The sequence below is a fragment of the Brachybacterium atlanticum genome, assembly GCF_025669985.1.
GTDB classification, from domain to species: Bacteria; Actinomycetota; Actinomycetes; order Actinomycetales; family Dermabacteraceae; genus Brachybacterium; species Brachybacterium conglomeratum.
The window spans coordinates 238,083-250,809 of record NZ_JAKJJW010000001.1 but is presented as its reverse complement, the minus strand read 5'-3'; the positions used below and the strand labels follow the sequence as shown (position 1 = coordinate 250,809).

Here is a 12,727-nt window from a genome sequence, read left to right as displayed (position 1 = left end):
CTGAGCACCACGATCACGCCCCCGACAAGGTGGCGCCGAACGGGACCACCACCGGTGCTCAACACGCCGAATATTCAATAATGCGCTGGCTGACGCGGTGGATGGTCTCTACAAGACCGAGCTCATCTACTCAAGGCGCGTCTGGGGCTCAGTCTCGGACGTGGAGATCGCGACGATGGCCTGGGCCCACTGGTGGAGCACACGCCGGATCCACGAAGTTCTCGGCTACCGCACCCCGGCCGAGGTCGAAGCGACCTACACTCACCCCGCGGCGACCGCGCCCGCGACCGTCTAACCACGGAACGAAACCCAGGGCGCTTCAGCTACGGATGTCTCACCGCGGCCTGCTCGTGATCACTGATGTGAGCGGTCTCGACTTGGAAGGTCGAGTGGTGCACGGCGATGTCGAAGTGGCTGGCGACGCATTCCTTGATGTCGTGGAGCACGTCGGCGGCATGGCCGTCGGTGAAGCATTCGTCCTCCACGACGATGTGCGCGGTGATCGTGGGTAGCCCCGTGGCGACCGTGGAGGCGTGCACGTCGTGGACGTCGGTGACGTGCTCCAGCTCCAGGATGTGCTGGCGGACCTGGTCAAGGTCGAGCCCTTTCGGGGTGAACTCCATGAGCACAGCCGTGGTCTCGCGCATGAGAGTGAAGGCACGCGGGACGATGAGGGCGGCGATGAACAATCCTGCGATGGCGTCGGCCTGCTGAAAGCCTGTGGTGGCGATCACGATCGCCGCGACGATCACACCGAGAGACCCCAAAGCGTCGTTGAGGACTTCGAGGAACGCCGCGCGCATGTTGAAGTTCGCGCCCCTACTGGAGGACAGGACGGCGATGGCGACGATGTTCGCGAGCAGGCCGACGATGCCGAAGATCAGCAGCTCGGTGGCGGGCACCTCCGGCGGCTCGAACAAGCGGCGGATGCCTTCGATCGCGGCGTAGGTGCCGACCACGAGCAGCAGGGTCGCCTGCCCCAGTGCGGCGATGACCTCGATCCGGCGGAAGCCCCACGTGCGCCGTGAGGTGGTGGGCTTGAGCATCAACGTGGCGGCGATGAGCGCGACGAGCAGGCCCGAGGCGTCAGTGATCGCATGCGCGGTGTCCGTCAGCAGTGCGAGGCTCCCGGTGAGGATCGAACCCGCAGCCTGGGCCACGACGATAGTCGCGGTGATGCCGAAGGCGATCCACAGTCGCGCACGGAAGTCGCCGGGGTGTCCTCCCACCTCCTCGACTGCGGGCCCGTGACTGTGTCCAGTACTCATCTGGCACCCACTCCCGGAGTGAAGGCGAGAATGATTGTCATGCTGCTCGATGTCATCGTCATACAGCGATGTTACATAGACAACCCAACCATGCGCAACGTGCTCGACTTGGTGAACAGTCGTGACTATTATTGCCGAATGGCGATGACATCCCTGGAGGACCAGGTGCGGATGCACGGCATCGACCCCGGAGCCGTCACGGCGGATGCGATGATGCCGGCGGCGAGCCTTTTCCATAGCTTCAGCGACCCGAACCGGCTGATCATCCTCCATCATTTGCAGCTCGGTGAGCACCGCGTGGTTGACCTCACCCAGCACTTGGGTCTGTCGCAGAGCACGGTCTCGAAGCATCTGATATGTCTACGCGACACCGGTATGGTCACCGTCCGCCCCGAGGGGCGCGCCTCGGTCTATTCCCTCGCGCACTCGGAGGCGCTGATCGATCTGCTCTCCGCGGCCGAGAGGCTTCTCGGACTCACCGGCGACGGCGTGATTCTGTGCACGCTACACGGCTCGGATATCGTTTCGCCGCGCTCGTAGTCGGTACGCACGCGATCTGCCAAGCCGACGAGACCCCTGCTGTCGGCATGGCCTTTCGGCATCCCCGGGCCGAAGTGGGAGAACCACGGCATGAAGTGGAGGCGGCGACCATGTGGCGCTCTTCGAAAGGCGATCGGAGGCGCCCGGCGCCGAGGCGACGTCGTGGGACTGCGCATAGTCGGGCGCAGCCCCGCTCTCGTCGCGGCGGCCGTCACGTTCGGCGCTCTCCGCGCCCGCAGCGATGCTCGTGCCAGTGAGAGTAGACCCGTTGGGACGGGACTGATGTCAGCTGGGGTTAGGTCGCCAGGCTGACGGTCGGGTTCATGATGGTCTCGTACTCGATGGGGGGTGTCCCTATGTTCCGAGTCAAGCCGCGAGGGCGGCTGGCTCGGGTGTCGGGGCGTTGGTGGGTGGCTGGTAGTAGGTGCCGTCGCGGAGCATGGCGAAGATGACGTTGCAGCGGCGGCGTGCCAGGCAGATCACGGCGGCGTTGTGGCGCTTGCCCTGGGCTCGTTTCCGATCGTAGTAAGCCTTGGAGATCGGGTCGTGGTTCGAGGCGACCCAGGCGGAGTAGAACCGTGCGTTCTTCAGTCGTTTGTTGCCTGATCGAGCGGGAAACTCCCCGCGGATCGAGGTTCCGGATCTTCGCGTGACCGGCGCGATGCCGGCATAGGCCGCGAGGTGGCCCGGGGTCTCGAACGCGGAACCGTCGCCAATGTTCAAGAGGATCTGAGCGGCGGTCTTGATGCCGATCCCCGGCATACTCATCAAGACCGAGGCGAGAGGGAAGTCCTCCAACATGCCCTCGACCTCCCTGGCCACGGTCGCTCGCTGTTCCTTGAGTTCCTTGACCTGACCAGCGACTCTGGGGATCACGAGCTCCACTGCTGCGGTCGCAGGAACGATGACGGTCTGCTCTCCGAGCGCCGTGAAGATCTGATCGACCAGTGCTTCGGGACTCCGGCGGGAATGGGACCGGGCGAACCGGAGAACCTTGCCACGGCCAGCAGTCTTGAGCCCGGTGGGGCCGCCGAACTTCTCCAGCAGATCCAGCACCAGTGTCGTGGAAAAGCTGCCACCGACGAAGACGCGCTCGAGTGCGGGATGGATCTGCGTGAGCAGCGACCGGATCCGATTCAGCGCCCTCGTGGTCTCGTGCGCGAGGTCTTCATCGAAGCCGGCCAGGACTTTCAGGGCGGAGAGGATCTCGTTGTCTCGATCGACCTGCCGCAACGTGTGAGGCATAGTCCGAGCGGTGTCGGCGATGATGAACGCGTCGCGTGCATCGGTCTTTGACCTGCCGGGATACAGATCCGCGGCTTTCCTCATCGCCAACCCGGCGAGGTAGGCGACGGTGCAGCCAGTGTCTCGGGCGACGGCGATCGGTAGCGTCCCGATGGTGTTGGGCTGATCGACCACCATCAACACTTCGCCGTGGTTCTGCAGCTGAGTGAACAGCTCGCGGAGCTTGGTCTCGTCCTGCGGGAGGGGCTTATCGAACAGCTTGTTCCCCTCCGGGTCGAGCGCGCACGCGTGGTGAGCGGTCTTCCCGACGTCCAGGCCGACGACGACCGCGAATCGTGTGTTCATGATGCTGTCCTTCCTTGGAGCATCATCGCTGGTCGCAGTCCTGACACCCGATGCCGGCACCCACGTTACAAAGAGACCTCAGCAGTGCTGGGCCGTGTCCCTATCAGCGGTCAACGCGTGTCTCTCGACCGGGCGGCAACACCCCCCGGACCATTGATGGCAGGGCAACATAGCCATACCCGGCCGAGCGACCAGACCCCGTCCATCGGGGTGCTCACAAGGTAACGGGCTTGCAGCGGTGCCGCAGGCACTACGCCGCGAACCTCGTGGCCGTGGCGCCGAAGAGCATGTGGTCGGCGGTGAAAGCGATGCTGCACGGCGTCTATGACCAGCCCGACGCCGCAATGGTGAACGCCCAGTTCGACCGACTGCTGGACTATGTCAGCGAGAAGCTTTCGGCCGTGGCAGAGCGCCTCGACGCGGCCCGCGCGGACCTCCTCGCGTTCACAGTGTTCCCCAAGGACGTGTGGGGCCAGATCTGGTCGAACAACCCCACCGAACGGCTGAACAAGGAGATCCGCCGCCGCACGGACTCTGTCGGCATCTTCCCCACCCGCGAGGCGATCGTCCGTCTTGTCGGCGCGGTCCTGGCCGAACAGGTGATGACGCTCGCTGAAATTCCCCAGTTGTGCTCACCGAAATTCCCCAGTCTGGGTCGCTCCGTCGCATGAGGCGGGCCTCCCTGGATGCTGGTGGTCTCTGACCACTCACCAGCCTTCCAGGGAGGCCCAACGCTCATGCTCTCAGAGAGGAGCAGCGTGGACATCCACGCTCTGCACCGGCAGGGAATCACGATCAGCGAGATCGCCCGACGCACCGGCCACGACCGCAAGACCATCCGTTCCTACCTCCGCGGCGACCGCGAACCGGGCGTCCGCAAACCCGCCGTCCCGGACGCATTCGGGCCCTTCACCGACTACGTCACCGCCAGGCTGATCGAGGATCCTCACCTCTGGGCCGTGACGCTGCTGGACGAGCTGCGGCCGCTGGGGTTCGAGGGCTCTTACCAGTCCCTGACCCGGCAGATCCGTGACCGGTCGTTGCGGCCGGCTTGCCAGGCCTGCGCCCACGTCACGAAGCGTCCCAACGCGGTGATCGACCATCCGCCCGGGGAGGAGACTCAGTTCGACTGGCTCGAGCTGCCCGACGCACCCGAGCAGTGGGCCTACCCCACGAAGCGAGCGTTCCTGCTGGTCGGCTCGCTCGCCCACTCCGGCGTCTGGCGGGCCGCGATCGCGCCCTCGATGGACCTGCCCCACCTGCTGGCCGCGATGACGACCGTGCTTTCCCTCCTCGGAGGGCTGACCAGGGTGTGGCGGTTCGATCGGATGCGGACCGTGCTGGACCCCGCCACCGGGGACCTGACCGCGATGTTCTCCGCGTTCGCGAAGCACCACGGAGTCCAGGCCGTCGCCTGCCGACCCCGCTCAGGCAACCGCAAGGGCGTGGTCGAGAAGAACAACCACACCGCCGCCCAACGCTGGTGGCGAACCCTGCCCGACGAGATCACGGCCGAGCAGGCCCAGACCTCCCTCGAACAGTTCGCGGCCCGGCAGGACGGCAGGCGCCGCGAGAGCCCGACCGGGACCACGACCGCCGCCCAGATGCGTGCTCAAGAGCGTCTCCGGCCACTACCGCCGATGGCGTTCCCGGTGGTGGTGACCGAACACCGGACTGTCTCGCGGCAAGCGCTGATCCACTGGCGCGGCAACCGATACTCCGTCCCACCCGAACTCGCGATGGCCACGGTCAATGTTCACCAGCACCTCGGCAAGGACCACATCGAGATCACCACCACCTCCGGCGCTGCGGTTGCTCGTCACCGCCTGGCCGAGCCCGGTCTGGGCATCACCCAGCGCACCGATCAGCACGTCACCGCGCTGGAGACCATCGCGCTGGCCTCGGCCCCGCCGGGACGGCCCCACCGCCGTAAGGAACGCATCCCACCCGGTGCTGCGGCGCTGGCCGCTGCCCAGGTCTTGACCGGGCCGCCGGCCCCGAACGCCACCGTGATCGACCTGGCCGCCTATGAGCAGGCCGCGAAGAACAGGAACACCCTGACATGACCACCACACCCACTACCGCGACCGTCTATCAGCAGCTCAAGGGCCACCTGGACGAGCTGAAGCTCGCCGACGCCGCCGAAGCCCTCCCCGGCATCCTGGACCAAGCCCAGGCCGAAGACTGGACCCTCACCCACGCCCTGGAGCAGCTACTGGCGATCGAGGTGAGCGCCACCGAGAAACGTCGCCTCGCGGGCCGGTTCCGGTTCGCGAACCTGCCCACCGGAGCGACGCTGAGCAACTTCGACCACGACGCCGCCTCCGGCATCGACCCCAACCTCCTCGCAGAGATCGGGACCTGCCGGTTCCTGGAGAACGCGACGAACGTGCTGCTCATCGGCCCGCCCGGCGTGGGTAAAACCCACATCGCCACCGGCCTCGGCCACGCCGCGGTCGATGCTGGCTATCGGGTCTACTTCACCTCCGCCGCTGACCTCGCCGCCCGCTGCCACCGCGCCGCGATCGAGGGCAAATGGTCCACGATGATGCGGTTCTTCGCCGGCCCCACCCTGCTGATCATCGACGAGCTCGGCTATCTGCCACTGCCGGCCGAAGCGGCATCAGCACTGTTCCAAGTCATCAACCAGCGCTACCTGAAGACCTCGATCGTGATCACCACGAACAGGCCCGTGGGGGCCTGGGGAGAGATCCTCGGCGACACCACCGTCGCCGCCGCGATGCTCGATCGGCTTCTCCACCGCTCCGTCGTGGTGACCCTCGACGGCGCCTCCTACAGGCTCCGTCACCACGCCACCGCCGCCGAAGAAATCCGCCGCGCCACCACCGGCACCAACCTCCGCTAACCTAACCCCGCGACCCTGGGGAACTTCACCGAGCAACTCTGGGGAAAATCGATGAGCGCCATCACAGGCCGACGAGTGGGCCGAAGGACCCCGCTATCTCGGCCTCGACGTTCTCACTCGCTGCCGCCTCACTCTCGTCCCTGACACCAGCACCGAGGAGGTCACCACTAACCCCCTGCCCGCACTGACCGCCTGCCCTCTCAGCAAAGGATCGCTACACCACTTCCAGGGACTTGACCCGGCGGGTCCATAGTTGCACGGAGTTGGACGCGCTCGTCCGCGCTGAGGACACCAGGTGTGCGCTGGTCGGCACCGCCACCTTCATCAGGGCAAGAGCCCATTGGCTGCGCCTTCGCTGGATCGAACGCCGCACCGCGATCGCCGGAGGCGTCTTCGCTGCATGCTTCCCGTTGCGTTGCCCGCGCCATGAACAGCCGCGATGGAGGCGCTGGACTTCCGCGTCTTCACCACCCGCAGAACCACGAGCGACGTACAGCCCGTCGTCGAAGGGGACTGCACGTCGCTCAGCGCTGTTGGGGTCAGCGGAAGGTGATGAAGGTGGGGTTGCCCCAGATCGTGCGCTCGGTGACGGCGCCGGGGGATCGACCCGCATCGACGACCTTGTCGCCGCCTGCGTAGATTCCCATGTGGCCGGGCCACACGACGATGTCGCCTGGCTGGGCCTCGGACTTGGAGATCTGGGTCGCCGCGGCGACCTGCTGGCCGGAGGTGCGGGGGAGGTCGATGCCGACCTGCTTGTAGGCGTACTGGGTCAGGCCGGAGCAGTCGAAGCTCACGCCCGGCTTGCTCGAGCCCCAGGAGTAGGAGGCGCCGATCTGGGTGCGCGCGGCGTCGACGATCGCCTCACCACTGCTGGAGGACGAGGATGCGCCCTGGGTCGGGACGGAGGTGCCTGCGCCGCCGACGGACGCGCCGCCATTGAGTGAGCCGCGGGTTTCGGGGCCTACGACGCCGTCGACCTGGAGGCCGTTGTCTCGCTGGTAGTCCTTCACCGCGCCGTGGGTGAGCTTCCCGAACTTGCCGTCCACAGCAAGCGAGGCGCCCTCCTTGTTCAGCGCGGACTGGAGCTTCTCGACCGAAGATCCCTGGGAGCCCCAGCGGAGCTTCTTCGAGGAATGGAGCGCCTTGGCCGGGGTCGGGGCGGCGGGCGCAGCAGCCGGCGAGGCCACGGCGGGGGTGGACGCGGGGACAGCAGGGGCTGCCTGGGCGGTGCCGCCAGCGAAGGCGGAGCCGAGCAGCACGGTGCCGAGGACGGCCGCGCCTCCGGTGCCACGCAGGGCGCGTCCGCTGTGGCGGAGGGGGGTGATTGCGCGGCCAGGCGCGCGGTGGGAATTGCTCGTGGCCATGAATGTTCTCCGTGATGATCCCCGAAGTGTTCGGGGAGATTCGGGCATTGGGTCGCGGCAACGCAAAAGCAGTGCAAGTATCGGGAAGAAACTCTCGTACCTCGTAACCGGTAAGACCAACATACCGACGGGCGCGGGCTTGGGGAACACTCGAGGGAGACCTTGGCTGATGACTTCACCAGTTCTTGAACCGAGGACGCATCGGCCCGAGTCTCCATACGTTCTCTTTACTTGAGTCCGGCGTCTCGGTGGTGTGTGTGTCACGTCGGTCGTCCGACGCCCGGGCTCTGTACTGCGAAACGTTCTCGGCAGGTGGCGCCAAAGGCTCCGCGGGGTTCACACGGCTGGCTGGAACGTGGCGATGGAGCCTTGCAGGTGATCCATCCAGGTGGCCCACGTCCCGGTGAGAAGAAGGAGTCCGATGGTGATCAACAGTGCGCCGGAGAGAATCCCGAGGAGTCGTCGGTGTCGCGAAAGGGCCCTGCTCACGCCCATCGCCTTGTCGAGAAGGAGGGCGCTGATCACGAAGGGGATGCCTAGGCCAAGGGAGTACGCGAGAGCTAGGACGGCACCGCGTGTCGCTCCGGAGCCCTCTGCTCCTGAGTCGAGGGAGAGGGCGATGATCGCGGCGTACGTGGGGCCGATGCACGGGGTCCAGCTGAGCCCGAAGACGAACCCGAGCAGCGGGGCGCCCAGGAGGCCTGCGTCGGGCCGTCTCTTCGTGACCCGGATGTTCCCTGAAAGCCGAGGCAGGGCACCCATGAAAATGATTCCCATGAAGATGACGATGAGGCCGGCGATGCGGTTGATCCATTCGGCGTGAGCTTGAAGCAGGTATCCCATCGCCCCGGCGAATCCGCCGAGAGCCATGAAAACTACTGTGAATCCCGCAACAAATAGAGCGCTGCCTCCCAGCATTCGTCCAGTTCCCGCTCGGTAAGCCTCACCTCGAGCGGTTTTCCGGCCAGTACCTGGATCCTTGCGGGGTGATGCAGATATCCCCGTGTTCTGGCCCGCGAGCCCGGAGACGTAGCCGAGGTAGCCGGGCACGATTGGCAGCACGCACGGTGAGAGGAACGCGATCAGTCCCGCGATCGCCGCCACCGCGACTGCCAGCATGAGAGAGCCCGACAGGGCGATCGACTGGAAGGTCTCAGCGAGTCCGCCCCCGCTCACTCGGCAGCCTCTTCGAGAACGCCGTCGAGCATCGCACGCAGGATCGAGGGATCGATCGCTCCGGAGATCCGGCCAGCGACCCGCCCATCGTGATCGAGGACGAGGGTCGTGGGGACGGCATTGGGTGCGACATGTCCACGAAGCTGGTACAGGATCTCGGACTGCTGATCGGGGATTGAGGGGTAGGTGATGCCGTAGTTCTCCTCGAAGGCCTGGGCGGGCCCCGCCTCGTCGCGGAGGTTGATGCCGATGAATACGACGCCCTGGTCGGTGTACTCCTCATGGATGGCTTGGAGGTCAGGTGCCTCGACCCGGCACGGTGGGCAGGAGGCATACCATACGTTCACCACGAGCACGTTGCCGAGGTGCTCGATCGAGTCGAACTCGTCGCCGTCGTAGGTGGTCCCGGAGAACTCCACTGGCTCCGTACGGTCGGCGGGAGCGATCTCTGTGGTGACACCGTTGCCGGAGACGTATCCGGAGTTCTCGGAGTCGTAGCGGTCGCTGGTGTCCTCGCTGCTGCAGGCCGTGGCCAGGCCGATGGCTGCAGCGAGCCCTGTGGCATGGAGCAGCTGCCGCCGAGAGCGGGAGCGCATGGACGTACTCCTTCCGGTCGAGGGGGACGGACAGATGAGTGGGGAGGGGTCAGAGCACCGTGGACCAGTAGTCCCAGAATCTCATTGCGATGAGAGACAAGATCACGAGGTACCAGGCCACGAGCACCGGGAGCCGGAACTCGATCAGTAGCGAAACGGTTCGACGCGTGACGGGTGCGGCCCCGCGGGTCCAGCGGCGCAGGTGGTGGAGGGTGGTGAACCAGAACAGGGGGATCGTCACCGCCCACACGACCATGCAGTAGGGGCATAGCGCCCCGATCTCGTACAGGCTCTGGCCGATCAGCCAATGCACGAACAGCATCGCGAACGTGACACCGACCTGAATGACCACGCTCATCCAGCGCGCCATGCGGGCACCAGCCAGGAAAGCTGTGCCTAGGGCCAAGACGGCGGAGAATCCGGCGATGCCGAGGATCGGATTGGGAATGCCGAAGGCCGAGGCCTGAGGGGTGGACATCACTGATCCGCAGGACAGGACCGGGTTGAGGCTGCAGGAGGGGACGTAGGCGGGGTCCTCGATCAGCGCGATCTTCTCGACCAGCAGCACGACGGCCATCACCAGGCCTATTCCCCCGGTGATCGTGAACAACAGGCCGAGACCGAGGCGCGGCCGAGTTTCTGCATCGGTCACGATGTCCCCCCGTGACGCCTCTCCGGCGCCAGACGCGGTCGACACCGCCTCAGCCCTCGAGAGCGGTATCGAGAGGGTTCGTGAGGTCCTCGACACGGGTGGGCTCCAGCGGCTTCCCGTCGACGAAGAACGTGGGGGTGCCGGTCACGCCGAGAGCCTCGGCGTCCGCGGCGCTCTGTTCAATGCGCTGGGTCGTGGCGGGGTCGTCGTAGACCTGCTCGAACCGCTCCATGTCCAGCCCGATCTCCTCCGCGTAGGAGAAGAAGAGTTCACGCTGGGACGTCTCCTGGTGTCCCCACTCGGTAGCATTGTCGAACAGGGCCTTGTACATCGCCTCGAACTCGCCCTGCTCCTTCGCAGCCTCCGCGGCCTGGGCAGCCTCGACAGAGTTTCCATGCAGTGGCAGGTACCGCACCACAAAGGTGACACGGTCTCCATACTCGGCGCGGAGCTCCTCGACGGTGGGGTACAGGGAAAGGCATGCTTCGCACTCGAAATCGAGGTACTCCACGAAGACGACGTCGCTGCTTCCCTCCGAGAGTCGGGGGCTGTCCTCTCGAACGAGCTGAGAGGTCGGTGCATCCGACGCGTCTTCATCCGCTGTCGTGTCGCGCCCGGTGTCGGGGACGATGAGGAATCCCGCGAGCATCAGCGCCGCGACGGCAAGCAGTCCGATGGTCAGTTTTGTGCTGCGGCGCATTCGGCGGCCTCTCGGGTGGGGGGCGTCTCGCGGTTATCCTGCCCGGCGCGGCTGGGTGTCCCCTGCGAGTGCACTCCCTCGGCCCGCGCGGCGCGCATGCCGTTCGCGATGACGACCACCTCGGCCACCTCGTGCACAAGCACCACGGCAGCGAGTCCCAGCACTCCGAAGAGGGCCAGCGGGAACAGCACCACGATGATCGCCAGCGCGAGGCCGATGTTCCCCGTCATGATGCGACGTCCCCGACGAGCATGGGCCAAGGCTGCGGGGAGCTGGCGCAGGTCCGTGCCGGTGAACGCGACGTCGGCCGACTCCACCGCAGCGGCCGTCCCGGTCACTCCCATGGCGATGCCGACGCTTGCTGAAGCGAGCGCGGGAGCATCGTTGATGCCGTCGCCGATCATCGCGGTTGGGCTCTGTGCGGTCAGATGGCGGATATGGGAGGCCTTATCGGTGGGCAGCTGCTCTGCGTGGACCTCGTCGATCCCGGCTTCTGCGGCGATCGCCCGGGCCGTCAGCTCATTGTCGCCGGTGAGCATCACGGTGCGGATCCCCTGGGCGTGCAGGGCGGCAACGGCCTCGGCCGCATCAGCGCGCAACTCGTCGCGGATCCCGATCGCGCCGATCACCTGGGAGTCCTCCTCGACCATGACCACGCTCATGCCCTGGGAGGCCATGTCTCGAGTCTGGTCCCCGAGAGCACCTGGGGTGATCCAGCGAGGACTTCCCGCGCGCACCACGCCTCCCCGGATCGTGCCGGTGATGCCGTGACCGGGAATCTCCTGGACGTCGTCGGCCTGCACCGACGAACCGGAAGCGGCAGTGAGGATTGCGGTGGCCAGCGGGTGGGTGCTGACGGACTCAAGTGCCGCGGCGATTGCGAGAACATCAAGATCGCTGTGCCCCTCGGTGACGGCGACATCCACTACGCACGGCTGGTTGCGGGTGAGGGTGCCTGTCTTGTCCAGGGCCACGGTGCGGATCGTGCCGAGCTGCTCGAAAGCGGCGCCGGACTTGATGACCACACCGAGCTTGCTGGCAGAGCCGATCGAGGAAATGACGGTCACCGGGACGGCGATCGCGAGAGCGCAGGGAGAAGCGGCCACCAGCACCACCAGAGCGCGTTCGACCCAGGTCATCGGATCACCTGTGACGACGCCGACGAGGGCGACGAGCACGGCGACCACGAGCACCGTGGGAACCAGGGGCCGAGCGATGCGGTCGGCGAGGCGTGCCCGCTCGCCCTTGGCGGCGTGGGCCTGGTCGACCAGGCGCACGATCTGGGTGAGGGAGTTGTCGCGTCCGTCTGCCGTGGCCCGTAGCGAGATCGAGCCGGAGCCGTTCACGGAGCCGGCATGAACTTCATCCCCGGGCCCCACCTCGACGGGGATGGATTCCCCAGTGATCGCCGAGGTGTCCACCCATGAGCGACCGGTCTCGACAACGCCGTCAGTGGCCACGCGATCGCCGGCACCCAGCAGGAGCACATCCCCGGCGCTGACCTCTGTGGCGGGAACGGTCCGAGGCCCGTCGGGCCGCCGGACCCGGGCGGTCTCCGGCATCAGGGCGAGCAACGCGCGGAGACCCTGCTTCGCACGGTCCATCGAACGGTCCTCGAGCGCCTCGGCCAGGGAGAACAGGAACGCGAGAGCCGCCGCCTCACCGACGTGACCGAGCAGCACAGCCCCGCTTGCAGCGATCGTCATCAGCAGACCCACACCAAGCCGGCCCCGGCCGCGACCCTGCACAAGGCGCCGCAACGTGCCGGGCACGAACGTCCAGGCCCCGGCAAGGAGGGCCAGGACATGCACGACCAGGGCCGCCAGCTCGAAGTTCGCCCAGTCGATTAGCAGACCGGCGACCCACAGGACCCCGGCAGTAACGGGAAGCAGAAGGGAGCGGTCGCGCCACCAAGGCGTCGAACGCTCTACCTCAAGCGGCTCGCCGATTGGTGCCGGGGCAGTGCTCCCAC

Annotated in this window: 11 protein-coding genes and 3 pseudogenes; 6 read left to right on the top strand and 8 right to left on the bottom strand. The window is 66.4% G+C overall.

Features of this window, described 5'->3' with window-relative positions; genetic code table 11:
- Nucleotides 1-61: 61 nt before the first annotated feature.
- Nucleotides 62-295, top strand: a pseudogene (locus L3K22_RS16715) (integrase core domain-containing protein); the annotation flags it as partial.
- A 28-nt stretch (nucleotides 296-323) separates the two neighbouring features.
- Here the strand turns inward: L3K22_RS16715 and L3K22_RS01120 are convergent.
- Complete coding sequence (locus L3K22_RS01120; RefSeq protein ID WP_010552432.1) at nucleotides 324-1,268, bottom strand: cation diffusion facilitator family transporter; 945 nt, start codon at nucleotides 1,266-1,268, stop codon at nucleotides 324-326.
- A 39-nt stretch (nucleotides 1,269-1,307) separates the two neighbouring features.
- On the opposite strand from L3K22_RS01120, the gene L3K22_RS01115 reads away from it, so the two are divergent.
- Complete coding sequence (locus L3K22_RS01115; RefSeq protein ID WP_306609787.1) at nucleotides 1,308-1,808, top strand: ArsR/SmtB family transcription factor; 501 nt, start codon at nucleotides 1,308-1,310, stop codon at nucleotides 1,806-1,808.
- A gap of 366 nt (nucleotides 1,809-2,174) precedes the next feature.
- On the opposite strand, the gene L3K22_RS01110 is transcribed toward L3K22_RS01115, so the two are convergent.
- Entirely contained in the window at nucleotides 2,175-3,398 is a 1,224-nt protein-coding gene (locus L3K22_RS01110; protein ID WP_263309758.1) for an IS110 family RNA-guided transposase, read from the bottom strand.
- A 233-nt stretch (nucleotides 3,399-3,631) separates the two neighbouring features.
- Between L3K22_RS01110 and L3K22_RS01105 the strand changes: the two are divergent.
- From L3K22_RS01105 to L3K22_RS01090, 4 genes and pseudogenes are all read left to right on the top strand, one after another.
- Nucleotides 3,632-4,015 (top strand): annotated as a pseudogene (locus L3K22_RS01105) (transposase); the annotation flags it as partial.
- A 141-nt stretch (nucleotides 4,016-4,156) separates the two neighbouring features.
- Nucleotides 4,157-5,464 carry an IS21 family transposase gene (gene istA, locus L3K22_RS01100; RefSeq protein ID WP_010552505.1) on the top strand — a complete coding sequence of 436 codons (1,308 nt, stop codon included), beginning with the start codon at nucleotides 4,157-4,159 and terminating at the stop codon, nucleotides 5,462-5,464.
- Entirely contained in the window at nucleotides 5,461-6,264 is an 804-nt protein-coding gene (gene istB / locus L3K22_RS01095) for an IS21-like element helper ATPase IstB (protein ID WP_263309757.1), read from the top strand. Before istA ends, istB begins: the two co-directional genes overlap by 4 nt.
- 64 nt (nucleotides 6,265-6,328) lie before the next feature.
- Nucleotides 6,329-6,517, top strand: a pseudogene (locus L3K22_RS01090) (hypothetical protein); the annotation flags it as partial.
- Nucleotides 6,518-6,803: 286 nt separating this feature from the next.
- Here L3K22_RS01090 and L3K22_RS01085 read toward each other — a convergent pair.
- The 6 genes from L3K22_RS01085 to L3K22_RS01060 all read right to left on the bottom strand — a co-directional run bounded on the left by L3K22_RS01085 (nucleotide 6,804) and on the right by L3K22_RS01060 (nucleotide 12,566).
- Nucleotides 6,804-7,631 carry a C40 family peptidase gene (locus tag L3K22_RS01085; RefSeq protein WP_010552334.1) on the bottom strand — a complete coding sequence of 276 codons (828 nt, stop codon included), beginning with the start codon at nucleotides 7,629-7,631 and terminating at the stop codon, nucleotides 6,804-6,806.
- Between the two features lie 336 nt (nucleotides 7,632-7,967).
- Nucleotides 7,968-8,750, bottom strand: a complete 783-nt coding sequence (locus L3K22_RS01080; protein WP_263309765.1) for a cytochrome c biogenesis CcdA family protein — start codon at nucleotides 8,748-8,750, stop codon at nucleotides 7,968-7,970.
- Nucleotides 8,751-8,803: 53 nt separating this feature from the next.
- The gene (locus L3K22_RS01075) at nucleotides 8,804-9,403 is read right to left on the bottom strand and encodes a TlpA family protein disulfide reductase (protein ID WP_010552336.1); all 600 of its coding nucleotides are present in this window, start codon (nucleotides 9,401-9,403) and stop codon (nucleotides 8,804-8,806) included.
- 49 nt (nucleotides 9,404-9,452) lie between these two features.
- Nucleotides 9,453-10,055: a vitamin K epoxide reductase family protein gene (locus tag L3K22_RS01070; protein WP_234695667.1), complete on the bottom strand. Its 603-nt coding sequence runs from the start codon at nucleotides 10,053-10,055 to the stop codon at nucleotides 9,453-9,455.
- A gap of 49 nt (nucleotides 10,056-10,104) precedes the next feature.
- On the bottom strand, nucleotides 10,105-10,755 hold the full coding sequence (locus L3K22_RS01065) for a DsbA family protein (protein ID WP_010552338.1): 651 nt from the start codon (nucleotides 10,753-10,755) through the stop codon (nucleotides 10,105-10,107).
- Nucleotides 10,734-12,566 carry a heavy metal translocating P-type ATPase gene (locus L3K22_RS01060; protein ID WP_308445896.1) on the bottom strand — a complete coding sequence of 611 codons (1,833 nt, stop codon included), beginning with the start codon at nucleotides 12,564-12,566 and terminating at the stop codon, nucleotides 10,734-10,736. Before L3K22_RS01060 ends, L3K22_RS01065 begins: the two co-directional genes overlap by 22 nt.
- Between the last annotated feature and the right edge of the window lie 161 nt (nucleotides 12,567-12,727).